The 21,181-nt window shown below is 72.8% G+C and carries 22 protein-coding genes and 1 pseudogene; 9 read left to right on the plus strand and 14 right to left on the minus strand.

Annotation, left to right across the window (positions count from 1 at the left end; translation table 11 throughout):
* Positions 1-210: 210 nt before the first annotated feature.
* On the minus strand, positions 211-423 hold the full coding sequence (locus tag ABZW03_RS16605; RefSeq protein WP_355257879.1) for a DUF4287 domain-containing protein: 213 nt from the start codon (positions 421-423) through the stop codon (positions 211-213).
* 65 nt (positions 424-488) lie between these two features.
* Positions 489-1,160: a DUF998 domain-containing protein gene (locus ABZW03_RS16610; protein WP_355257882.1), complete on the minus strand. Its 672-nt coding sequence runs from the start codon at positions 1,158-1,160 to the stop codon at positions 489-491.
* A gap of 102 nt (positions 1,161-1,262) precedes the next feature.
* On the opposite strand from ABZW03_RS16610, the gene ABZW03_RS16615 reads away from it, so the two are divergent.
* Positions 1,263-1,886: a TetR/AcrR family transcriptional regulator gene (locus tag ABZW03_RS16615; protein ID WP_355257885.1), complete on the plus strand. Its 624-nt coding sequence runs from the start codon at positions 1,263-1,265 to the stop codon at positions 1,884-1,886.
* A 78-nt stretch (positions 1,887-1,964) separates the two neighbouring features.
* Here the strand turns inward: ABZW03_RS16615 and ABZW03_RS16620 are convergent, their stop codons facing one another.
* From ABZW03_RS16620 to ABZW03_RS16640, 5 genes are all read right to left on the minus strand, one after another.
* Positions 1,965-2,582 carry a hypothetical protein gene (locus ABZW03_RS16620; protein WP_355257888.1) on the minus strand — a complete coding sequence of 206 codons (618 nt, stop codon included), beginning with the start codon at positions 2,580-2,582 and terminating at the stop codon, positions 1,965-1,967.
* Between the two features lie 131 nt (positions 2,583-2,713).
* Complete coding sequence (gene tpx, locus ABZW03_RS16625) at positions 2,714-3,214, minus strand: thiol peroxidase (protein ID WP_355257891.1); 501 nt, start codon at positions 3,212-3,214, stop codon at positions 2,714-2,716.
* A 228-nt stretch (positions 3,215-3,442) separates the two neighbouring features.
* The gene (locus ABZW03_RS16630) at positions 3,443-3,931 is read right to left on the minus strand and encodes a GNAT family N-acetyltransferase (RefSeq protein WP_355257894.1); all 489 of its coding nucleotides are present in this window, start codon (positions 3,929-3,931) and stop codon (positions 3,443-3,445) included.
* A 306-nt stretch (positions 3,932-4,237) separates the two neighbouring features.
* A complete protein-coding gene (locus tag ABZW03_RS16635) occupies positions 4,238-5,437 on the minus strand; it encodes an alpha/beta hydrolase (RefSeq protein ID WP_355257897.1) in 1,200 nt (399 codons plus the stop codon).
* 293 nt (positions 5,438-5,730) lie between these two features.
* A complete protein-coding gene (locus tag ABZW03_RS16640; protein ID WP_355257900.1) occupies positions 5,731-6,930 on the minus strand; it encodes a hypothetical protein in 1,200 nt (399 codons plus the stop codon).
* Positions 6,931-7,188: 258 nt separating this feature from the next.
* Here ABZW03_RS16640 and ABZW03_RS16645 point away from each other — a divergent pair.
* A pseudogene (locus ABZW03_RS16645) lies at positions 7,189-7,299 on the plus strand (site-specific integrase); the annotation flags it as partial.
* On the opposite strand, the gene ABZW03_RS16650 reads toward ABZW03_RS16645, so the two are convergent.
* Both ABZW03_RS16650 and ABZW03_RS16655 read right to left on the minus strand, forming a co-directional pair.
* On the minus strand, positions 7,296-8,264 hold the full coding sequence (locus ABZW03_RS16650; protein ID WP_355257903.1) for an alpha/beta hydrolase: 969 nt from the start codon (positions 8,262-8,264) through the stop codon (positions 7,296-7,298). The pseudogene ABZW03_RS16645 and the gene ABZW03_RS16650 sit on opposite strands and share 4 nt — an antisense overlap.
* A gap of 103 nt (positions 8,265-8,367) precedes the next feature.
* Complete coding sequence (locus tag ABZW03_RS16655) at positions 8,368-8,685, minus strand: antibiotic biosynthesis monooxygenase (RefSeq protein ID WP_355257906.1); 318 nt, start codon at positions 8,683-8,685, stop codon at positions 8,368-8,370.
* Positions 8,686-8,829: 144 nt separating this feature from the next.
* On the opposite strand from ABZW03_RS16655, the gene ABZW03_RS16660 reads away from it, so the two are divergent.
* Both ABZW03_RS16660 and ABZW03_RS16665 read left to right on the plus strand, forming a co-directional pair.
* The gene (locus ABZW03_RS16660) at positions 8,830-9,723 is read left to right on the plus strand and encodes an AraC family transcriptional regulator (protein WP_355257908.1); all 894 of its coding nucleotides are present in this window, start codon (positions 8,830-8,832) and stop codon (positions 9,721-9,723) included.
* Between the two features lie 151 nt (positions 9,724-9,874).
* Positions 9,875-10,624, plus strand: a complete 750-nt coding sequence (locus tag ABZW03_RS16665; RefSeq protein WP_355257911.1) for an SDR family oxidoreductase — start codon at positions 9,875-9,877, stop codon at positions 10,622-10,624.
* A 144-nt stretch (positions 10,625-10,768) separates the two neighbouring features.
* On the opposite strand, the gene ABZW03_RS16670 is transcribed toward ABZW03_RS16665, so the two are convergent.
* From ABZW03_RS16670 to ABZW03_RS16685, 4 genes are all read right to left on the minus strand, one after another.
* On the minus strand, positions 10,769-11,566 hold the full coding sequence (locus tag ABZW03_RS16670; RefSeq protein ID WP_355257913.1) for a hypothetical protein: 798 nt from the start codon (positions 11,564-11,566) through the stop codon (positions 10,769-10,771).
* A 383-nt stretch (positions 11,567-11,949) separates the two neighbouring features.
* The gene (locus tag ABZW03_RS16675) at positions 11,950-12,564 is read right to left on the minus strand and encodes a hypothetical protein (RefSeq protein ID WP_355257916.1); all 615 of its coding nucleotides are present in this window, start codon (positions 12,562-12,564) and stop codon (positions 11,950-11,952) included.
* 273 nt (positions 12,565-12,837) lie between these two features.
* Positions 12,838-13,221, minus strand: a complete 384-nt coding sequence (locus tag ABZW03_RS16680; protein WP_355257919.1) for a hypothetical protein — start codon at positions 13,219-13,221, stop codon at positions 12,838-12,840.
* 292 nt (positions 13,222-13,513) lie between these two features.
* Entirely contained in the window at positions 13,514-13,879 is a 366-nt protein-coding gene (locus tag ABZW03_RS16685; RefSeq protein ID WP_355257922.1) for a peptidase inhibitor family I36 protein, read from the minus strand.
* A 333-nt stretch (positions 13,880-14,212) separates the two neighbouring features.
* On the opposite strand from ABZW03_RS16685, the gene ABZW03_RS16690 reads away from it, so the two are divergent.
* The 4 genes from ABZW03_RS16690 (at position 14,213) to ABZW03_RS16705 (ending at position 20,207) form a co-directional block, all read left to right on the plus strand.
* Complete coding sequence (locus ABZW03_RS16690; protein WP_355257925.1) at positions 14,213-15,919, plus strand: DUF885 domain-containing protein; 1,707 nt, start codon at positions 14,213-14,215, stop codon at positions 15,917-15,919.
* 172 nt (positions 15,920-16,091) lie between these two features.
* Positions 16,092-18,356 carry an MMPL family transporter gene (locus ABZW03_RS16695; RefSeq protein WP_355257937.1) on the plus strand — a complete coding sequence of 755 codons (2,265 nt, stop codon included), beginning with the start codon at positions 16,092-16,094 and terminating at the stop codon, positions 18,354-18,356.
* Between the two features lie 5 nt (positions 18,357-18,361).
* Positions 18,362-19,549, plus strand: coding sequence for a sensor histidine kinase (locus tag ABZW03_RS16700; protein WP_355257928.1), 1,188 nt, complete (start codon positions 18,362-18,364; stop codon positions 19,547-19,549).
* Positions 19,550-19,553: 4 nt separating this feature from the next.
* On the plus strand, positions 19,554-20,207 hold the full coding sequence (locus ABZW03_RS16705; protein ID WP_355257931.1) for a response regulator transcription factor: 654 nt from the start codon (positions 19,554-19,556) through the stop codon (positions 20,205-20,207).
* Positions 20,208-20,229: 22 nt separating this feature from the next.
* On the opposite strand, the gene ABZW03_RS16710 is transcribed toward ABZW03_RS16705, so the two are convergent.
* The gene (locus tag ABZW03_RS16710) at positions 20,230-20,811 is read right to left on the minus strand and encodes a GNAT family protein (RefSeq protein WP_355257934.1); all 582 of its coding nucleotides are present in this window, start codon (positions 20,809-20,811) and stop codon (positions 20,230-20,232) included.
* Positions 20,812-21,008: 197 nt separating this feature from the next.
* Here ABZW03_RS16710 and ABZW03_RS16715 point away from each other — a divergent pair.
* Positions 21,009-21,181, plus strand: a 173-nt coding sequence (locus tag ABZW03_RS16715; RefSeq protein WP_355257940.1) for a helix-turn-helix domain-containing protein, incomplete at its 3' end; no start/stop codon positions are given.

The following is a 21,181-nucleotide window of genomic DNA, read 5'->3' on the forward strand; positions in this document are numbered from 1 at the left end:
CAGCCGGACGGGCGTAGGCCACCTGGCCCACGCCCGACAGCAAGATCAACACCTAGTCCAACCGGGTGTCGTACACCTAGATCGTGATAGTCCCCCCTGGCCCCGTGACCGGCTCCGGGCCGTCCTCCGGCGAGCCCCACCGTCCCGGCGAGTACCCCCGGACGTCTCCACGGCGACGGATGGATCCGCCCGCAGGCCACCGCGTCCGGGTCAGTTGTCACCGCGTTCGGGGAGGGTGTGGGCGACGAGGGCGTTGGCGTGCCCGTGGCCGAGTCCGTGCTCGGCTTTGAGCCAGGCGACGAGTTCCATGTGCTTGGTCAGGGGCGAGGTGCGGATCAGGTCCTTCCAGTGGGTGATCGGGCGGCCGTACTTCTGCTCGATCGACGGGAAGTAGCCGGCGGGGCCTTTCACCGGTGCGGTCATGACGTGGTGTCCTGTCTGTCTGGGTGGGTGGGCTGGTCTCGGGCGGCCGCTGCCGCTTGCGGGTGCTACCGCCGGGTGGCCGGGGTAGGGTCGGCCAGCCGGGCGGCGGCCGTGGTGAGCGCAAGCAGGCCCAGGCCCGCCGCGGCGGTGAAGGCCGCGACCGTGGCGGCGGAGGCGACGAATCCGGCGACGATCGCCACCGGCAGGAGGCGGTAGGCCAGGGCCCAGCCACGTCGGCCCTGGGCCGCGAAGTGCCGCGCCAGTACGAGGAGCGCGGCGCACAGCGCGAGGTAGCCCACGGTGCCGCTGAGCATGTGGACCGTTCCGTGGCCGCTCAGCGTGGCAGGACCGTCCGGGGTGCCGGCCGGGAACCCCGCGCCGGGGTCCGCCGTGAACACGCCGGCGAGCAGGAAGGAGACGCCGAACACGCCGACCAGGCGCGGCGCCCAGGTGCCGCCGGCGCTCCGGCCGATCGTCCGCCGCAGTCCCACCGCGCCGGCGATCACCAGTGCGCCGGTGACCAGGAAGCTGGCGACCTGGATCCAGCCGAGCGAGCCGAGGCTGAGCTGGCTGATGGCGTTGCGGGTGAAGTCGAAGCCGGTGCGGGTGAGGCCCTCGATCACCCCCACCGTCAGGAAGAGCGGTCCGGCCGTCGCCCCGCAGGCGAGCAGTGCGCGGGTGGCGAGCGGAGTCGAGGCGGCGCGGCCGGTGAACGGTGCGCGGATCGTCTGGGTCATGCGACATCCCCCTTGGGTCGAGCCCCGGTCGCAGAACTGGACTGTACAGTACTCACAGAGGAACTGGACTGTCCAGTACTGTTAGCGTGAAGGAGGAGCCGCATGGAAGCGAACGAACCCGCGGGACGCTCGGCCCGCAAGCACCAGGCGATCATGGAGGCCGCGACCACGGCGTTCATGGCCAAGGGCTACGCCGGCACGAGCATGGACGACATCGCCAAACTGGCCGCCGTGTCCAAGCAGACGGTCTACAAGCACTTCGCCGACAAGGAGAAGCTGTTCGCCGAGATCGTCCTGGCCACCACTGACCGGATCGAAACCATGATCGACCTGGTGGCCGACATCCCCGCCGACGCGGACTCACTGGAGGAGAACCTGCTCCAGCTGGCCCGCCAGTTCCTCACCACCCTCACCCAGCCCCAGGTGCTCCAGCTGCGGCGCCTCGTCATCGCCAACGCCGACACCTTCCCCGACCTGGGCGCCGCCTGGTACGAGCAGGGCTTCGAACGGGTACTGGCCACCCTGGCCGACACCTTCCAACGCCTGGCCGACCAGGGCCTGCTGCGCGTCGACGACGCGCTCCTGGCCGCCAACCACTTCTCCGGCCTGCTGCTGTGGATCCCCGTCAACAAGGCCATGTTCCACGGCAGCCCGCAGCACACCCAGCCCCAACTCGACCACTACGCCGACGCCGGCGTCCGCGCCTTCCTCGCCGCCTACCGCTGACACGACCCGCCGGACCGCTGCCGCCGGTCCTGCGGGAGGGCCGGCGGGAGGGCCGGCGGGAGGGCCGGCGGGCCGGGGTCAGTTGAAGGCGACGACGAGGCGTACGCCGTGATCGCCGAAGCGGTCGGCGAGGGCCTTCATCACGGCGAAGACGTGGGGCCAGTGGGTGCCGGGGCCGAGCAGGCAGGCGGCGGTGAGCGGCTCGTAGCGGCACTGCACGTCCGCGTGGGTCCAGTGGGAGACGCCGGTGGTGCGGTCGAGGCCGGCCGGTGGCGGGCCGACGGCGGCGAGCACGTCGGCGGGCCACTGCTCGGGTACGAGCCGCCGTTCCCGGGTCACGGGCGGAGAGGTGGTGGACCAGCTCAGGCGGCCGGTGTAGCGGGCGGGGGTGGCGTGCGGGTCGAGTGCGGCGATCTCGGCCCAGTCCGCCCAGGTGGCGCTGTGGAGATCACCGGCGTCCACCAGCGGCCCCAGGTCCGAGCGCAGCGCGTCGGACAGGTCGGGGGGAAGGCCGCGCCCGTCGGCCGGCGGCCGGAACCCGGCGTGGTTGCGCACCCCGAAGAGGCAGGCGAACGCCTCGTAGTCGCTCCGGTCGTACAGCGGCCACAGGTCCATCGCGGCGTTCCACCGGCCCGGGCCCTCGTCGTCGGGATCGGGGTGCCGGTACTCGATGGCGCCGTGGATTTCCGTGCTCACGGCCGCTCAGGCCAGTGCCCCGCGCGGTGGGCGTCGGCACTTTTCGGGGGTCGTCCTGCTGTGCCCGGTGGTTCGCTCCCTGCCCTGTCCTCCGCTCGTGGGGCAGAGGACAGGGCAGGAGGCAGGGTGGGTCAGTTGAGGGCGGCGAGCGCGGCCTCGTAGTTCGGCTCGTCGGCGATCTCGGCGACCAGCTCGGTGTGCAGGACGGTGTCGTTCTCGTCGAGGACGACGACCGCGCGGGCGGTCAGTCCGGCCATCGGGCCCTCGGCGATCGCGACGCCGTAGACGTCGTGGAAGTCGCGGCCGCGCAGGGTGGAGAGGGTCTTGACGTTCTCCAGGCCCTCGGAGCCGCAGAACCGGGCCTGCGCGAACGGCAGGTCGGCCGAGACGCACAGCACGACGGTGTTGTCGAGGGAGGCGGCCTTGGCGTTGAAGGTGCGCACGGAGGTGGCGCAGGTGGGGGTGTCGATGCTGGGGAAGATGTTCAGGACCTTGCGCCGGCCGGCGAAGTCCTTGAGCGAGACATCGGCGAGCCCGGCGCCGACCAGCGTGAACTCGGGCGCCTGGCTGCCGGCGGCGGGCAGCTCGCCGCCGATCTGCACCGGGTTTCCCTTGAGCGTGACCTGGGCCATGGAAGGTCTCCTACCAGTGATGTGTACGGGATGCGACGCTGCCGATCCTACTGCCCGCCCCGCGCCCGCCACGGGCCGACCACCGAGCGGGCTCAGGAGGGCCGGTGGGCCGGGGAGTCCGGGTGCGGCCGCAGCAGGAGCAGGTGCTCGCCCCGGGCGTCCGGCACCGCCGCGGGGCCGGCGAGCGGGTCGCCGTCGCGGCGGCGACGAACGCCGTGAAGTCCGGTGTCACGCCAGGTCCTTGCGCATCAGCGTGCACATCGTCTCGTACCGCTGGAGCGAGCCGTCCTCGGCCTCCACGTCCCAGGAGTCGAGCGCGCGGCCGAAGGTGCGGTAGCCCAGGCGTTCGTAGAGGGCGCGGGCGCGCGGGTTGCCCTCCTCGACGGCGAGTTCGGCGCGGGTCAGGCCCCGGGCGCCGATCCGCTGCTCGGCGGAGCGGATCAGCAGCGTGCCGATCCCGCAGGACTGCAGGGCCGGGTGGACGCCGAGTTGCCAGAGCGTGCCGGCGCCGGGCTCGACCGTGTAGTCGATGCCGCCGACCGCCACCGGGAGCCCGGCCGGCGTGCAGACCGCCAGGTAGTCGATCTCGCCCGACTCGGCCCGGCGGATCTGGTGGACGAGGTCGCGCACGTGTTTGGGGGAGCCGGCCCAGCCGCAGGACGGCAGGTCCGCGGCGGTGAGGCCGCGCACCGTCAGGTGCAGCCTGATCTCGGTCATCGCCGCACCCCTTCGACTCCGACAGCGGCCGTGCCCCAGTGCAGCAGACCGGTCCCCGTGCCGTCCAAGGGGTTTCGGACCGGCCCCGACGTCAACCCGCAGTGCCCCGCCCGCGGGCGGGGCACCGCGGCCGCCCTGCCGTCCGCGCGAGCGAGGCGGAGCGCTCAGGGGCGCCCGTACCGCTTGCCCCGACAGCGGCGGTGTCGCGCACGGCTCGCCGAGGATTCTCGCGACGAGGGCGAGCCGGGCCGGGGCCGGGAGCGGGTTGCCGTCGTGATGGTTCGGCCGTTGCCCACCGGGGGCTCGTCAGGCCTGTTGGAAGACGACCTCCGGGTACCCGGCCGACGGGCCGTCGAGCAACCGCTGGGGGACGCCCTTCAGGTGCAGGTCGAAGAAGGCGCCGACGTAGGCCCGGGTGAGCTTCGAGGCGCGCAGCGGGGCGAGTGTTGCTCCGGGGTCGGGCAGGCCCGCGCGGGCCGCGATGAGCGGTCCGTCGGTGAAGGTCCCGTGGTTGGAGCCGGTCACGGTCAGCCAGCGCTTCCAGCCGTCCATCCGCGTCCAGGCCTCGTTCCAACTGGTGTCCCAGCCTGAGGAGTTGTGGTCGGCCTGGGTGCCGAGCAGCAGGAAGGGCCGTCCGCCCAGCCCGTCGGCGGGGAACGGGTCGAAGAACTTGCCGTCCATGTTGACCCCGGCGCGGATCCGCCGGTCGGCGGCCATCGCGGTGGCCGCGGAGTTGCCGCCGATGGAGTGCCCGGCCAGGCCGATCCGGTCCCGGTCGATCATGTGGGCGTGGGGCCAGGCGGCGCGGGGGCCGGTCAGCTGGTCGAGGACGAAGGAAATGTCCTGGGCCCGGCTCGGGGGCACGGCCGCGATCTTGGCCTCGGTCAGGTCCTGGCAGACGGCGCAGGTCAGGGTGCGTCCGTCCGGGAAGGTGGTGCCGGAGGTCTCGTAGGTGTGGTCGACGGCGGCGACGACGTACCCGCGGGCGGCCAGGTCCTCGGCGAGGCCGGTGAGCGTGGCGCGCGGAAGCGTGAACCCGGGGGAGAGGACGACGAGCGGGAACCTGCCGGGCGCCGGGCGGGCGTCGGTGCGCGCCCACGGGTGGAGGCCGGTGGCCGCCTCGGACGGCACGTTGCCGCCCGGCACCTGGAGGTCCAGCAGCAGCCGGGCCTCCTCGGCGGTCAGGTACGGCGTCGCCGGGCCGCCCGTCCCGGGGCGGGCCGGGTAGTACACCGACACCATCAACTGCCGTGCCCCCGCGGAGGGCACCCATGGGTCCGGGCGGTCCCGGTCGACGAGGTGCAGCGTGCTGCGGCCGACGGGCTGCCGCCCCGTCGGCCGGGGCAGGTCGAGCTGTGCGGCGGCCGCCTCCGCGGCGGTGGCGGCAGGGGCGGCGGTGGCGGCGGGCAGAGGTGCTGCGGACGCCGGACCCGCGGCTGCGGCGATCGGTAACGACAGGGCGAGGGCGAGCACGGCGGCGACGGCGGCGCGGCGGATTCCGGTCATGCGAAAGACGGTAGGCCGCAGGACGGTGATCCGGCCTCGCCACAGAGGCTGAGACGGTGTCATCACCGCGACGGAGCGGCACATCGCCCGCGCGGATGACGGGAGCCCGCGGTTCCCGGCCGCACGGCGGAGGACCGGGCAGCGGGCGTACTGCGGATTGAGTAGCCCCGCTGGCCGCACAGGGTGTTGGCGGTGCGTGCCTCACACCGCCTTGTGGCCGGCGGGCGGCCGGGGCGTCCGGGGCGTCCGGGGACCCACCCGCACAGGCGGGCCCCCGGACGCCCGGGCGGCGGTCACGGCCGCCAGACCACCGCGTTGTACGTCGTGCCGGACGGCGTCGGGTGGCCGACCCGGACACCGACGGTCAGGCCCGTCTTGTTGATGAACAGGGCGTAGGAGTTGCTCCCCGGTGCCACGTTCAGGTCGGTCATGGTCCCGTCGGCCTCCCAGCGGAGGGCGTAACGCTCCTGCGCCTGCGGCACCTTGGTGCCGGTGTGCCCGACGGAGACGCCGGAGTCGTTGACGGCGACGGCCGTGGTGTACTCGTAGTCGGCGCCGATGGTGGTGGCGGTGCCGCCCGGGCTCCAGCTCGTGGCGGTGTAGTCGATGCCGTCCGCGCCGGTCTGCTTGCCGACGACGGTGCCCGAAGCGTTGATGGCGTTCGCCGAGGAGTGCCGGCCCAGGTCCGTGACGGTGCCGTCGGCCTTCCAGGTCAGGGACCGCCACTGGTCGTTCGCGGCACCGGTCGGCGTGGCCCCCCGCCCGAGCACGGTGCCGGCGTCGTTGATCTGGACGACCCACACGTTGGTGTAGGCCGAGGTCGGGTCGAGCGCGGTGGGGGTGCCGTCCGGGCTCCACTTCACGGGGTGGGCGACGCCGGCGGCCGAGTAGGAGAGGCCGGCCGCCTCGCCCGAGCTGTTGACCGAGACGGCGTTGCTGTTGACGTCGCCGCTCAGCGGAGCGAGCGGGACGGCGAGGCCGTCCGGGCCCCACTTCACCGCGTGGGAGGCCGCGCCGACCGCGGAGTGCCCGACGGCCGTGCCGGTGCGGCTGATCGAGTGGATGTAGCCCCAGCCGGCGGCGTCCCCGGGCAGCAGCGGCAGCGCGGTGACCGTGCCGTCGGGGGACCAGCGCACCAGGCGGTTCCCCGAGTAGCCGACGGCGGTGCCGTCGTCGCTGACGGCCACGGCGTAGCCGCTCGCGTCCCCGGGCAGCAGCGGGAGCGCCGTGGGGCTGAGGTCCGCGTTCCAACGGACCGGGGACATCCGGTAGTTCGGATCGGTGACATCACCGACGATCACCCCGTTGTCGTTGACCGCGGCGGGATGGCTCCCGACGGCGCCGGGCGGCAGGGGCAGGTCGACGGCCAGGTCGACGGCCGGATCGGTGTCGGCCGCCGCGCCGCCGGCCGTGCCGAGCGTGAGGGTGCAGACGGTGGCCAGGGCGATGGTGGCGGCGCCTGCGGACCGCAGGGCTCGTGTGCCGATGCTCATGACGTGCGTTCCTCGTCTCGTGGACTTCCTCGGAATGGCACTGTGGTGAGGCTGTGTCACGTTTCGCGTGGCGAGATCCCGCACGCCACACCGTTCGACGCACAGAACCTTCACCCAGTCTTCATGAAGTCCGGTACGGGCGCAGCGGAATCCGGATGCCTGCGCGGAATTCCCCGGCCACGTCGGGCCGTTCGCCGTTCGTCGGTCGCCGCATCGGTCTCGGCCGGCTGCGGATCGCGCCGGCCGACCTGCCGGGCGGAGGCGAGCGAGCTGATGCTGATGGCGAAATCCCGGCACGAGAAGCCGGAGGACGTACGGCGCCACTTCCACCTCTCGGCGGAGGCGATCGCCGAGGTCACCTCCCCCTAAGCGGCGGGGTTCGTGGGCAGGAGTCGGGCGAGCCAGTCAGTGCGGGTTCGGCGAGCTGTGGCCGAGATGTGTGCCTGCGGGTACAGGGCGTCGAATCCGTGGAAGCCGCCTGCCCAGACGTGGAGTTCGGCCTGGCCGCCGGCCGCCCAGATGCGGGTGGCGTAGTCGGTGTCCTCGTCGCGGAAGACTTCGGCGGAGCCGGTGTCGATGTAGGTGGTCGGCAGGCCAGCGAGGTCGTCGGCCAGGGCGGGTGAGACGTATGCGGGTACCTCGTCGTCGGTGAGGTCGCCGAGGAGGCAGCGCCATCCGAATCCGTTCATCTCGCGGGTCCAGACGCCGGGCCCGGTCGCGTACTGGAGGCTGGAGGCGGTGGTGTTCCGGTGGTCGAGCATGGGGCCGATCAGGACCTGGGCGGCGATCGCCGGGGTGCCGAGGTCGCGGGCCAGCAGGGTGACGCCGGCGGCGAGGCCGCCGCCCGCGCTGGCGCCTGCGACGATGATCCGGGCGGGGTCGACGCCCAGTTCTTCGGAGTGCTCGGCGATCCAGAGCAGTCCCTGGTAGCAGTCGTCGACCGGGACGGTACCGGTGGACTCGGGCGCGAGCCGGTAGTCGACGGAGACCACGACGGCGCCGAACTCGTCGAGCCACTCCAGCGGGATGTCGATCTGTGAGAAGCGGTCGCCCATGACCATCCCGCCGCCGTGCATCCAGTAGACGCAGGGCGGGGCGGTGGCGCGATCGGTGTTCGCGGGGCTGAAGACGGACAAGGGGATCGGGGTGCCGTCCGGACTCGCAGCGGTGGCCTCGCGCCGGTCGATCGCGCGACCTTCCAGGAGGGGTTCGACGGGCATCGAGGAGAAGGGGCGTACCTGCGCCAGCACTTCCGGGCTGAGCTGGGACATCAGCGGCAGGTCGGCCAGGAGTTCATGCAGTTCGGGGTCGAGGGAGGGGCGTGCCGCGGCCATGGTCGTTGCCTTTCACGGGTGGTGGCGGACGGTCGGGCGAGGACGGGGGCCGCCTCGGCGGGCACCGAGGCGGCAGGGGCTGGGGTGTGGGGTGTTCGGCGGGTCAGAAGGCGGCCTTGCCGCGGACCGGCACGTAGTCGGTGTACTCGGACTCCTTGGCCAGCAGCCCGCCGATCTGCGCCACCACGGCCTGGGCGGCCTCGCCGGCGAAGATCCGGTGGTGGTCCTCCTCGCTGGTCCAGCCCTCGGTGACGTGGACGACGTCGGGGGCGGACGCGGAACGGGAGACGAGGTAGACCACGCAGTACTCGCTCGCGCCGGGGCTGCCCTCGTGCAGGCCGGTCAGCAGCAGTTCGACGAGCCGTTCGCCCATTCCGGGCCTGGCGGTCAGCGTGGCGTTGAAGCCGTACGTGGCAATCACGGATGCCTTCTTCTGCGTTGACGGAGTGCGGTGATTCCATTCAATCGCCGTGACCTGCGCAAACGTTAGAACGATGCTCGCTGGTACCTGCACGATCCTCGCGAGTGCGGGAACGGCGGCACAGAACAGTGCTGCCATGGACGCATGCACCTCGAAGAGCTCCGCACCCTGCTGGCCCGGCATGCCCGGCCCGACTGGACCACCGCCATCGACGGCGTCCTCATCTCCAGGGTCGACCGGCCGGATCCGCCGGCGCCCTCGATGTCCGGCACGGTGCTCGCAGTCATCGCCCAGGGCGCCAAACGCCTCGCGCTGGGCGACCGGATCTACGCGTACGGCGCCGGGCAGTACCTGGTCGCATCCGTCGACCTGCCCGTCACCGGACAGTTCACCCAGGCCGCCCCCGAGCAGCCGGCCCTCGGCTTCGGCCTCACGCTGGAACCGTCCGCCGTCGCCGAACTGCTCCTGCGAGCCGGTCCCGGCGACGTCCCCCGCCCCGCCGGAGGCACTCCGTCGGGGATCGCCGTCAGCGACGCCCCGCCCGCGTTGCTCGACGCGGTGGTCCGGCTGCTGCGCCTGCTCGACGAGCCCGGCGACCGCGCCGTACTGGCCCCGCTGGTCAAACGCGAGATCCTGTGGCGCCTGATCACCGGCGAGCAGGGCGCGACGGTGCGCCAGCTCGGCCTCGCCGACAGCGGCCTCAGCCATGTCGCCCGGGCCGTGCGCTGGATCCGCGAGCACTACGCCGAGCCCTTCCGGGTCGAGGACGTGGCACGGATGTCCGGGATGAGCGTCTCCGCGTTCTACCGCAACTTCCAGGCGGTGACCGCGATGAGCCCCATCCAGTTCCAGAAACGGATCCGGCTCCAGGAGGCCCGGCTGCTGCTCGCCACCCACCCGGGCGACGTCACCGGAGTCGGCCACCGCGTCGGCTACGACAACCCGTCGCAGTTCAGCCGCGAGTACCGCCGCCAGTTCGGCGCGCCCCCGAGCCGGGACGCGGCCCGCCTGCGAGGCACTGCAGGCGTCCTTCCTTGAGCGGCCGGACCATGAGGGAGGATCGTGCAAGACGAAGCGACGATTGTTCTACTGTTCCAGCAGGTCAGAGCGATTCAATGGAATCACCCGCTCTTCCGCGGGGGCAGGAAAGTGCCGGTCCGTCCGCGGACCCCGTCGCAAGGATCACCGCATGAAGACAGTTCTGATCACTGGTGCCTCATCCGGATACGGACGGGAGACCGCCCTGTACTTCCACGCGCAGGGGTGGAACGTCATCGCCACGATGCGGACGCCGCGTGCGGGCGTCCTGCCCGCGTCGGACCGGCTCCGCGTCGTCGAGCTCGACGTGACCAAGCCCCGGAGCATCACCGCTGCGTTCGAGGCGGCCGGGCCCATCGACGTCCTGGTCAACAACGCGGGCGTCCCGTCGATCAGCGTGTTCGAGGGCACCCCCATGGCCCGCGTGCGGGAAGTCTTCGAAACCAACACGTTCGGCGTGATGGCGACGACGCAGGCGGTGCTGCCCCAGTTCCGCGAGCGCGGCTCCGGCGTGGTGGTCAACGTGACCTCCAGCGTGGTGCTGGGCCACATGCCGCTCTCGGCCGTCTACAAGGCGAGCAAGATGGCCGTCGAGGGGTTCACCGCGTCCCTCGCGCTCGAACTCGCGCCCTTCGGCGTGCAGGCCAAGACGGTCGAGCCGGGCGCCTGCCTGACGACGAACTTCGCGGCCAACGCGACGAAGGGCGCCTCGCTGGACGAGCTGGTCCCGGCGCCCTACGCACCGTGGGCGAAGAAGGCCATGAACGACTTCACGGGCCAGGACCTGTACACCAAGGAGAGCGACGTCGCCGAGACAGTGTGGCGAGCCGTGCACGACACGACCGGCCAGCTGCGATTCCCCGCCGGCCCCGACGCGGTCTCGCTCTCCCAGGCGAAGTAGTCAGCCAGCAGGCAAGGTCCCGCCGCACCGGCACCAGGAGCCGGCCCCGCGCCCACGCACCGGGTCGGCTCGCCGTCGGGCGCTCACCCCGATGAACGGGAGCCCGACCAACGACGAGAAGCGAGCGGCTCCCGCCGGAAGCGACTACTTGACGCTCTTCGAGAGCGGTGTCGCCAGCTGCAGGAAGTTCGGCAGTCGGCCCAGGATGTCGTCGCCGCTGAGGAACAGCAGCCGGTCGCCGATCCGGGTCACGACGATCTCCTCGCTGTGGTACGGGCCCTGGGGCACCTTCTTCAGGTCGAGGGCCTCGTCGCCGAGGCCCGGTACGGGCTGCTGGGTCACGGTCAGCGGGACGGGCTTGCCGTCGATGCCCTTGCCGGTGAAGGACTTGCAGCGCTCCGCGTACGCGCGGATCTCGCCGAGGAGCTTGACCGCGTCGCCGGGGTGGTAGGCGGCCAGGTAGACCTGGACGGCGTTCTGTCCGTCGTAGACCTCGTTCATCGCGCCCGAGGCCCGGAAGCCCTGGGAGAGGATCGTCCCGGCGAGGCGCATCTGGGTGCACGGCTCCTGCGGCAGCAGCGGCGCGACCGGATGCTCGACGACGGCGACGCCGGTGTCGGTCCGGTTGCCGTCGCCCTTGATCGTCCACCCGGCGGGCAGCGTGGCGGCCGTCGGCAGCAGGTCGCGCAGGGCAGCGCCGGTGGGGATCGGCGGGCCGGACGGCGTACTGCTGGGGGAGCCGAACGCCGGGGCGCCCGAGGTCTGGAGCGTCGGCACGGCCGTCGGGGCGGCGCCCGGGGAGGTGGCGCTGCCCGGTGCGGTCACGGCCGGCGTGTCGGCGGTGGAACCGGGAGTGGAGGAGCATCCGGTGACCACGACCGCGGCCACGGCGGCCGCGCCGGCCATGACGGGAAGTTTGCCGGTGGTGCGGGCGATGGACACAGGGACTCCCAGGGATTCGTCAGTGGAGTGCGAGGCTTCGGGTGCGGGCGGGTGTCGCTCCGGCGGGCGTGACCGCGGACCGAAGCCACCGAGGCGTGGTCCTCGGCCGGCGGCTCGGGGACCCGGCGTCATCGATGCCTTGCCGAACGGCTGCTGTCACGGACTGAATCGTGCTCGATCCACCGGGGCGGTGACATGAGTACGCGTACTCAAGTCGGCATCCGTCGCGGTGCCTCCTGGAGTGGTCCGGTCGGACCCCCATCGCCCGGCAACGCGACCGGCGCTCCCGCCGCGTTGTCCTTGCCGCGTGAGAGGCTGCCGACGAAGCGACGAACCGTCTGAGGAATGCGCCCGCCGGGTCCTGGGCCGGGCGCGGCGGGCGGTCAGGACGACCAGAACGGGTCGTCGTACCGGGGAAGGACGTCGAGGTTGCCGTTGGCCATGACGGGGTCGGGTGTGGGGGTGCCGAACGGGTCGTGGTCGCGGATGACGGGGATCCGGGGGACGGTGGCGCTGATGTCGATGTTGCCGAACTCGAAGACGGTGATGGTGACGCTGCTGCCGTCCGGCGTCCGGGCGGTCAGGGACGGCAGGGCGGAGCCGGCGGGGGCGGCGACGGTGTAGCCCTTGGCCTTCCAGCCCTGCCCGACCATGTCGATCAGGGCGTCGTACTTGGCCGGGGCGACCTTCGTCATGATGTAGCGGTCACGGGTGGCGGTGGCGTAGCCCGGCGAACCGTCCTCGGTCCCACCGGTCTGCTCGGTGGAGCGCGGCCAGGCGTCCCAGTACCGCGGACGGGGCTGGACCTGCGACAAGGAGTCCTCGAGCAGGGCGTCGAGGCGCTGCACCGCCTGCTCCGGCGACACCAGGGAGGCGGACGCCCGGGGCTGCGCCGCGTCGGTGACGGCACCGCAGGCCGTCAGGACGAACACGAGCGTCCCGGGTACGGCGCAGGCGGCCAGGCGTCGCGGCAACGGCGTGGTCGAGGGCGTGCTCATCGCGGCTCCTGCCCGGTGGCGTACACGGACCTGCCGGCCGCGATCGAGTTCGCGTACGCGTTCATGGATGTTCGTCCCCCTGTCGTCCGATCCGCGCGATGCCCGTGCACCGCTTCGGCTGCGAGCGCGATGCGGTTCGCGCGACTCGTCCGTGTAACCGTCCATTCGCGCACGGTGACCGTAGCAGACGCGCCGCGCCCGTACGGACTGCTCCGGCGACTTGGCCGGCGGTCGCGGACGGCGGTGATCGGCGCTCGGACCCCGGCCGACCGGTCAGCAGGACGAGGCCGAGCTGATCCTGATGCCGGTGAGCACCTCCTCCGAGTCGAAGAAGTCCTTCGAGTTGGGAGGCAGGCAGGTGTACAGCGTCTCGCCGGCCCAGGTGTAGCGCAGCCACGCCACGTCGTCGTTGCGGGTGTTGTAGACGTAGTTCGCCCCGCGCGCGGCGGTGGAGAGGCTCTGGTAGCCGGACGTGATGTCCTGGTACCGGGCGTTGGGGCTCCCCGCGTTCCACCTGGTGATGTTCTGGTAGAAGCAGACTTCCGGGTAGGCGCAGCCGTTGTAGGAACTCGCGGAGGCGCTGGGCGCGGTGGCGATCACGGCGCCGAGGGCTGTGAGGGATGTTGCCGCGGCGACGATTCGTGTCTTGAGGGTCATGACCCGAAGTGTGGGAGCGGAAGCCGCGGTTCAGTAGGTCGGATCCTGCCACCCGTGTTGAACCGCTCCCAGTGCGTACGGGAGGAGCGGGTCAGTGGGGCCGGGGGAGGGCCGCCCGTCGGGAGAGGGTCAGCCTTCGCCGTTCCCGGTCGATGCCGGTGACGACGACCAGGGTTTCGTCGCCGATCTCCTCGCCGTCGCCCACCAGGCCGCACTCCGCCTCGCCGCCGCCGTCCTCATCCGGTCGCGTCGATGACCGGAGGGACCGGCCCGAGCGCCGAGCCGGTCCTGGTCAGCACTTGCCCACGGATTTGACCTGCCTGGCGGTGGCGTCGCCGATCGCCCCCTTGAACCCGTCCGTGATCAGGGTGATGCGGTCCTCGTAGCCCTTGGAGGAGTAGAGACACCAGTTGCGGCCGGAGATGTTCCGGGCCGCGTGGACGTTGTTGGCGAGCACCCCTCCGCCCACTCCGCTGAGGTCGTACACCCCGTCGCGCAGGGACAGGTAGTGGCCGGTGCCGTCGGTGCTGGAGTAGATGCACATGGCCGAATCGCCGCAGGTCCAGGGGGTGATCCGGGGGGTCGCATCGGCGACGCCCGGAACGGCGATCAGCAGCAGGGCGGTGATGACCGCGGTCGTGAGAGCGCGAACACGCATGGATACCTCGCAGGTCGTCGACGGGGGCATGAGGGGACATGAGGGGACGTGAAATAGGCGCGGCCAGGATCATCTTCCGCGTGTTCGCCGGTCAACGGCTCGCGAGAGCGCGGGCCGCGCACCCACCGCCGACAGAGTCACTCTGGTAGCGAAGGCTCACCGCCGCGCCCCGCGCACGGCTCCAGCGCCCGGCGCCCGTTCCGGCCGGAGCGCCGCCGTACCCCACCGGGGAGGCATCGCCGCAGCGCACGGCGCGGTCCGCGGTCCGAGCGGAGGTACGGCCCGACGGCGGCCACTGGCGCCGCCGTCCTGACGGTGCGCCAGGATGGTGGCATGGCAGATGAAACGATCACCCCGCGCAGCATCGCCGACCACCACCTCGACCAGGTGGCGGCACACGACCCCCTGGAAGCCGCCTGGTTGGGGCTGCACCCCGGGGACGACCGGCAGCCGGACCTCTCGCCGGAGGGGTTCGAGGCGCGTGCCGACATCGCCCGCCGTACCCTCACCGCGCTCGACGCCGTCCCCGCCGCCGAGGATCCTGCCGACCGGGCCTGTGCCCGGCTGCTGCGGGAGCGCCTCACCGCCGAACTCGCCCTGCACGACGCGGGCGAGAACTTCCGCCAGCTGCGCAACATCGGCGCGCACGTGCACCACGTGCGGGAGATCTTCACCTTCATGCCGACCGCCACCGACGAGGACTGGGCGGCGGTGGCCGGACGGCTGCGCAACCTGCCCGCCGCGCTGGACGGGTACCGGGCGACGCTCACCGAGGGGATCGCCCGGGGACTGCTCGCCGCGCCCCGCCAGGCCGCCGCGGTCGTCGACCAGCTCACCGCCTGGACCGGCGAGGCCGCGGACCACCGGACGGCGGACCACCGGGCGAGGCGCGGAGCGGGGTGGTTCGTCGACTTCGTCGCCCCCGGCCCCGAAGGGCTGCGCGGCGAACTGGACGCGGCCGCCGGCCGGGCCACCGCCGCCGTCGCCGAGTTCCGCGACTGGCTTCGCGACACCTACGCTCCCGCCGCCGCCGACACCCCGGACGCCGTCGGCCGGGACCGCTACCGGCTCGCCGTGCGCCACCACACCGGCGCCGAGCTCGACCTGGACGAGGCCTACGCCTGGGCCTGGAGCGAGTTCCACCGCACGGCCGCCGAGATGCGGGCCGAGGCCGAGCGCGTGCTGCCCGGGGCCGGCGCCCTCGGCGCGATGGACCACCTGGAGCGGCACGGCCACCGGGTCGAGGGGGAGGAGGGGATCCGCGACTGGCTGCAGCAGATCATGGACGGGGCGATCGAGGCCCTCGACGGGACCCACTTCGACATCTCCGGACCGGTGCGCACGGTGGAGTCCCGGATCGCCCCGGCCGGAAGCGCCGCGGCGCCGTACTACTCCGGCCCCAGCCTGGACTTCAGCCGCCCCGGGCGCACGTACCTGCCGACCCTGGGCCGGGACGCGTTCCCGACCTGGCAGCTCGTCAGCATCTGGTACCACGAGGGCGTCCCGGGCCACCACCTGCAACTCGCCCAGTGGGTCGCCCTCGCCGACCGGCTGAGCCGCTACCAGACCACGCTGGGCATGGTCAGCGCCAACATCGAGGGCTGGGCCCTGTACGCCGAACGCCTCATGGACGACCTGGGCTTCCTCACCGACCCCGCGCACCGCCTGGGCTTCCTCGACGAGCAGATGCTGCGCACCATCCGGGTGATCATCGACATCGGCATGCACCTGGGCCTGACCGTCCCCGCCGACGCGGGCTTCCACCCCGGCGAGCGCTGGACCCCGGAGCTCGCCACCGAGTTCATGGCCACGTACAACGGCAGCCCCGCCGACATGCGCGGCAGCGAGATCGTCCGCTACCTCGGCTGGCCCGGGCAGGCCGTCGGCTACAAGCTCGGTGAGCGCGCCTGGCTGGAGGGGCGCGAGGCCGCCCGCCGCCGCCGGGGCGCGGCGTTCGACCTCAAGGACTGGCACATGAAGGCGCTCTCCCTGGGCTCGCTCGGTCTCGACGACCTGGGCGACCACCTCGCCGCACTGTAGCCGCGGCGGCAACGGGCCCTCGGCGGACGGCCGGTGGCGGTGGACGACCGGTGGCGGGCATCGAGAGCCGCGACGCCCCGGCCGTCCACCGACCGGTGGACCCGAGGTTCAACCGGCCGGGCGTGTCGGGCGGGGCCTCCGGCCGACGAAGCTCTCGGGTATGAGTCAACACCTGAGTCAACTCCCGGTACGGATAGCCCGGTGGAGCGCCCGGCACGCGTGGCGCGCGATCGCCGGCTGGTTCGCCTTCGTCGTCCTGTGCCTCGGCGCCGGCGTCGCGACCGGTACCCACGAGGCGACCACCGAGGACTACCGGGTCGGTGAGGCGGGACGGGCCGAGGCGATCGCGGCCGAGGGCGGCCTGCAGCAGCGGCCGACCGAGCAGGTCCTCATTCGCGCCAGGTCCGGACCGCTGGACCAGGCCGCCGCCACCGCGGCGGTGCGGGACCTCACCGAGCGGATGCGGACGCTGCCCGAGGTGGACGGCGTGGCGGCTCCGGTCCGCTCCGGGGACGGCCAGGTGCTCCGGGTCGCGGTGGTCCTCAAGGGCCCGGAGCTGGACGGGAAGAAGAACGTCGGCCCGCTCCTCGAACAGACGGCGAAGGTGCGCGACGGCCACCCGGGCCTGGTCGTGGAGGAGACCGGCTCCCCGTCCATCAGCAAGGGCGTCAACGACCAGCGCGGGAAGGACCTCGCGCTCTCCGAGCGGATCACCCTGCCGGTCACGCTCGTCACGCTGCTGGCCGTCTTCGGGTCGGTGGTCATGGCCGGCGTGCCGCTGCTGCTCGCGCTCTCCTCGATCGCCGCCGCCCTGGGGCTGTCCATGGTCGCGTCCCACGTCCTGCCCGACCCCGGGGTCGGGACCAACATGATCCTGCTCGTCGGCCTGGCGGTGGGCGTCGACTACACGCTCTTCTACCTCAAGCGCGAACGCGAGGAACGGGCCCGCGCCGGGGGCCGGCTCGGTGCCGAGGCCCTCGTGGAGCTGGCGGCGGCCACCGCCGGCCGGGCCATCGCGGTCTCCGGTCTCGCCGTGATCGTCTCCACCTCGGCCCTGTACCTGGCCGGCGACGTCATCTTCTCCTCGCTGGCGACGGGCACGATCCTGGTGGTGGCGGTCGCCGTGGTCAGCTCGCTGACCGTCCTCCCCGCGCTGCTGGTGAAGATCGGCCACCGGACCGACCGCCGGGCGAGCCACGGAAAGCCAAGCCGTACGAGGCGCACCAGGCGCACCAGGCGCGCGGAGGCCGACACCGGCCGGGTGTTCGGCGCCCTGCTGAAGCCCGCGCGGACGCGCCCCGTCCTCACCCTGGGCCTGTCCGTGCTGGCCATGCTCGCCCTGACGGCGCCCGCGCTCGGCCTGAAGCTCACCGACCCGGGCCGGGACACCTTCTCCCGCGGCATCCCGGCCATGCAGGTCTACGACCGGCTGAACGCGGCCTTCCCGGAGCTCCTGGTCAAGCACGTGGTCGTGGCCCGCTCCACCCCGGAGCAGACGGCCCGGGTGCGGCACGCGCTGGCGGACCTCGGCCGACGGGCGCAGGCCGACCCGCTGTTCGCCCGGGACGCCGAGCCGACGGTGCGCACCTCGGCCGACGGCCGGACCAGCGTGCTGGAACTGGCCGTCCCGCACCCCGCACCCTCCACCGAGGCGGCCGAGTCGCTCGACCACCTCCGGAACGACCACCTGCCCGCCACCCTCGGCCAACTGTCCGGTGTGGAGAGCGCGGTGAGCGGTGACGTGGCCCGGGGCCGCGACTACGTGGACCACGAGAACGGCACACTGCCGCTGGTCCTCGGGTTCCTGCTGCTGATGACCTTCGCGATGACCGTCCGGGCGTTCCGCTCGGTGGTCATCGGCCTGATCGGCGTCGCCCTCAACCTGCTGTCCGCCGGCGCCTCGCTCGGCCTGCTGGTCGTGTTCTTCCAGGGCACCTGGGCCCAGGGCCTGCTGGGCTTCCACTCCCTCGGCGCCATCGCCTCCCGGGTGCCGCTGTTCCTCTTCGTGATCCTCTTCGGCCTCTCGATGGACTACCAGGTCTTCGTGGTCAGCCGGATCCAGGAGGCCCGGCGGAACGGGATGCCGGCCCGCGAGGCGGTGGTGGACGGCATCAACCGCTCGGCCAAGGTGGTCACCAGCGCGGCGATCGTGATGGTGACGGTGTTCGGCGCCTTCGTCGCCCTGCACCTCACCGAGATGAAGCAGATGGGCTTCTGCCTGGCGACGGCCGTCCTGCTGGACGCCGTGGTCATCCGGCTCATGGTCCTGCCCTCGCTGCTGCTGCTCCTCGGCGAGCGGGCCTGGCGGCCGCTGCGCCCCGCGCGACGGGCGAACACCGTGGCCCCCGAAACCGTCCCCGCCACCGCCCGCGAAACCGCCCCCGCCGCAGTCCCCGCCACCGCCCCTTCCGCCGACACGCCGCGGAACGTAGGCTGACGATCATGACGCAACGGCCGCAGCCCGACGACCGGTTCCGGACCCGGACCCTGCGCCGGTGGTACGCCGTCGCCTGGGTGGCCCTGGGCCTGTGCCCCCCGGCCGTCTCCACCCTGCACCACGGCGGACCGACGCGGTACTGGTCGCTGGCGCTGCTCGCCGTGATCGCCCTCTGCTACACGGCCGTCGCGGCCCTTCCCGGCAATCCCGTGCTGCGCCCGCACGCCTTCCTGGGCGTGCTCGTCCTCGGCTTCGGCGCGCTGGCCCTCGTCCGCGGCGACGGCGCGGCCCTGCTCATCGTGTCGCTGCCCCAGTTCTGGTTCCTCGCCAGGAGCCCGCGGTACGCGATCGCGCTCAGCGGAGCCGCCGCCGCGGCCACCGTGGCCGGCATCGTCCGCCACCAGAGCTGGCGCGTGGAGGAGTTCTCCACCGGCAACATCGTCTTCGCCGTCATCGGCTACACGGCGAGCGTGCTGCTCGGGCTGGGAGTGGTCAGGATCGTCGAGCAGAGCGACGAGCGCGCCCGCCGGCTGGGCTCCGAACTGGCCGACGCCCAGCTGCGGCTGGCCGAGGCGCACCGGCTCCAGGGCGCCACGGAGGAACGCGAGCGGCTGGCGCGGGAGATCCACGACACCCTCGCGCAGGGCTTCGCCTCGATCGTCGTGCTGGCGGAGGCGGCCCGCTCCGGCCTGGACACCGACCCCGCCAGGAGCGCCCGGCAGCTGCTCTCGATCGAGCACACCGCACGCGAGAACCTCGCCGAGGCGCGGGTGCTGGTCGGCTCCGCCCCGCGCAGCGGCGTCGCCCTCGGCTCGGTCGCCGCGACCCTGCGCCGGACCCTGGACCGGTTCGCCGAGGACACCGGGCTCACCGTCACCGCGGAGCTGCCGGACGTCGCCTGCGACCAGCCGACCCGGATCGCGCTCCTGCGCTGCACCCAGGAGTCCCTGGCCAACGTCCGCAAGCACGCGGCGGCCTCCGCGGTGGAGGTCGTCCTGTCGTCGTCCGCGGACGGCGTCGAACTGGAGATCACGGATGACGGCCGGGGCTTCGTGGTCGAGGACTCCCACGGCTTCGGGCTCAACGGCATGCGCAACCGCCTGGCCGAACTCGGCGGCGCGCTCACCGTCACCAGCTCCCTCGGCGACGGCACCCGCGTCCTCGCCGTGATCCCCACGAGCAGCGAGGTGTGACGACATGACGGCTGGGGCAGGGGCGGACGGGATCCGCATCATCGTGGTCGACGACCACGCGGTCATGCGTGCCGGGGTCGTCGCGCTGCTGGCCTCGGAGCCCGCCATCTCCATCGTGGGCGAGGGCGGCGACGGGCGCGCGGCCGTCGAACTCGTCGGGCGCCTGGCGCCGGACGTGGCGCTGATCGACCTGCGGATGCCGGTGCTCGACGGGGTGAGTGCCACCGCCGAGACCGTCGCCCGCCACCCGGGGACCAGGGTGCTGATCCTGACCACCTACGACACCGACGCGGAGATCGAGCGCGCGGTCGAGGCCGGGGCGATCGGCTACCTGCTCAAGGACACCACGCGGGACCAGCTCGTCGACGCCATCCGCTCCGCGTCCCGCGGCGAGACCGTCCTGGCCCCGAGGGTCGCGGAGCGGCTGGTCGCCCGGATGCGGCAGCCCACGCCGGTGGCGCTGACCGCCCGGGAGGTGGACGTGCTGCGGGCGGTCGCCGACGGGCTGTCCAACGTGGAGATCGGCCGCCGGCTGGTCATCGCGGAGGCCACGGTGAAGACCCACCTGCTGCGGGTCTTCGCCAAGCTCGACGTCCGGGACCGCACCCACGCGGTGGTCGTGGCGCTCGAACGCGGGCTGCTGGACCGGCGCCGCTGACCCCCAGCGGTGGGCCTCGCGGTCAGCCCCGGTCGGCCTTCCACTCCCGGGCGAGCGTCGCGTACACGTACTCGCTGCCCCAGCGCTCGCCGTCGAGGTCGTTCTCGACCAGGTGCGCCTCCCGGCGCATGCCGAGGCGCTCGCAGACGCGTACCGACCCGGTGTTGAGCACGTCCAGGCGGGCGAAGATCCGGTGGACGCCCAGCTCGGCGAAGGCCAGCTCGGCGGCGGCCCGCGCCGCCTCGGTCGCGTAACCCCGGCCGCCGTACGCCGGGTTGACGGTCCAGCCGATCTCGGCCTGGCGCGACGCCGCGCTCGCGAGCTTCAGGCTGACCTCGCCGACGACCTTCGCCCCGCCGACGGCCTTCGTCTCGTCGGTCGGGCAGACGGCGAGCGAGAGGGCGTCGCCGTCCGCGGCCCACGCCGTGCCGGCCGCGCGCCGCGTCAGGGTCTGCGCGCACTGCTCGCGGGTGAGCGGCGGCCGGTAGAGGTAGCGGGCGACATCGGGGAGGCCCTGGTACGCGTACAGGTCGTCGAGGTCGTCCGGCGTGAACAGACGCAGGAGGAGCCGTTCGGTACGGAGGGGCAACGAGAGCGCGGTCATGGATCTGGTGTCTCCCCGAGGGCCGCCCCGGCGGCCCGAGCGACCGGACCGCGGAGCTCCCAACGATTCGTCATGGGCAACTACGTCGTTCTAAACCTCCTGGTGCAGGCCGTGCAACCTGTTTTCCCGGCCGCTCCCGTTAATAAATGAACCGCCATTTACTAACGTGCTACAGTCGTCGGCGAGAGGAGGCCCTCATGCCACGCCCACGCACCACCAGCGACGCCGAGATCCTCGCCGCCACCGCGCGCGCCATCGGCATCCACGGCCCCGGCCGGCTCACCCTGGCGCACGTCGGCGCCGAAGCGGGCGTCTCCCCGGCGACGCTGTCGCAGCGCTTCGGCTCCAAGCGGGGCCTGCTGCTGGCGTT

The organism is Kitasatospora sp. NPDC004799 (assembly GCF_040609095.1).
In the GTDB taxonomy this organism is placed as follows: domain Bacteria; phylum Actinomycetota; class Actinomycetes; order Streptomycetales; family Streptomycetaceae; genus Kitasatospora.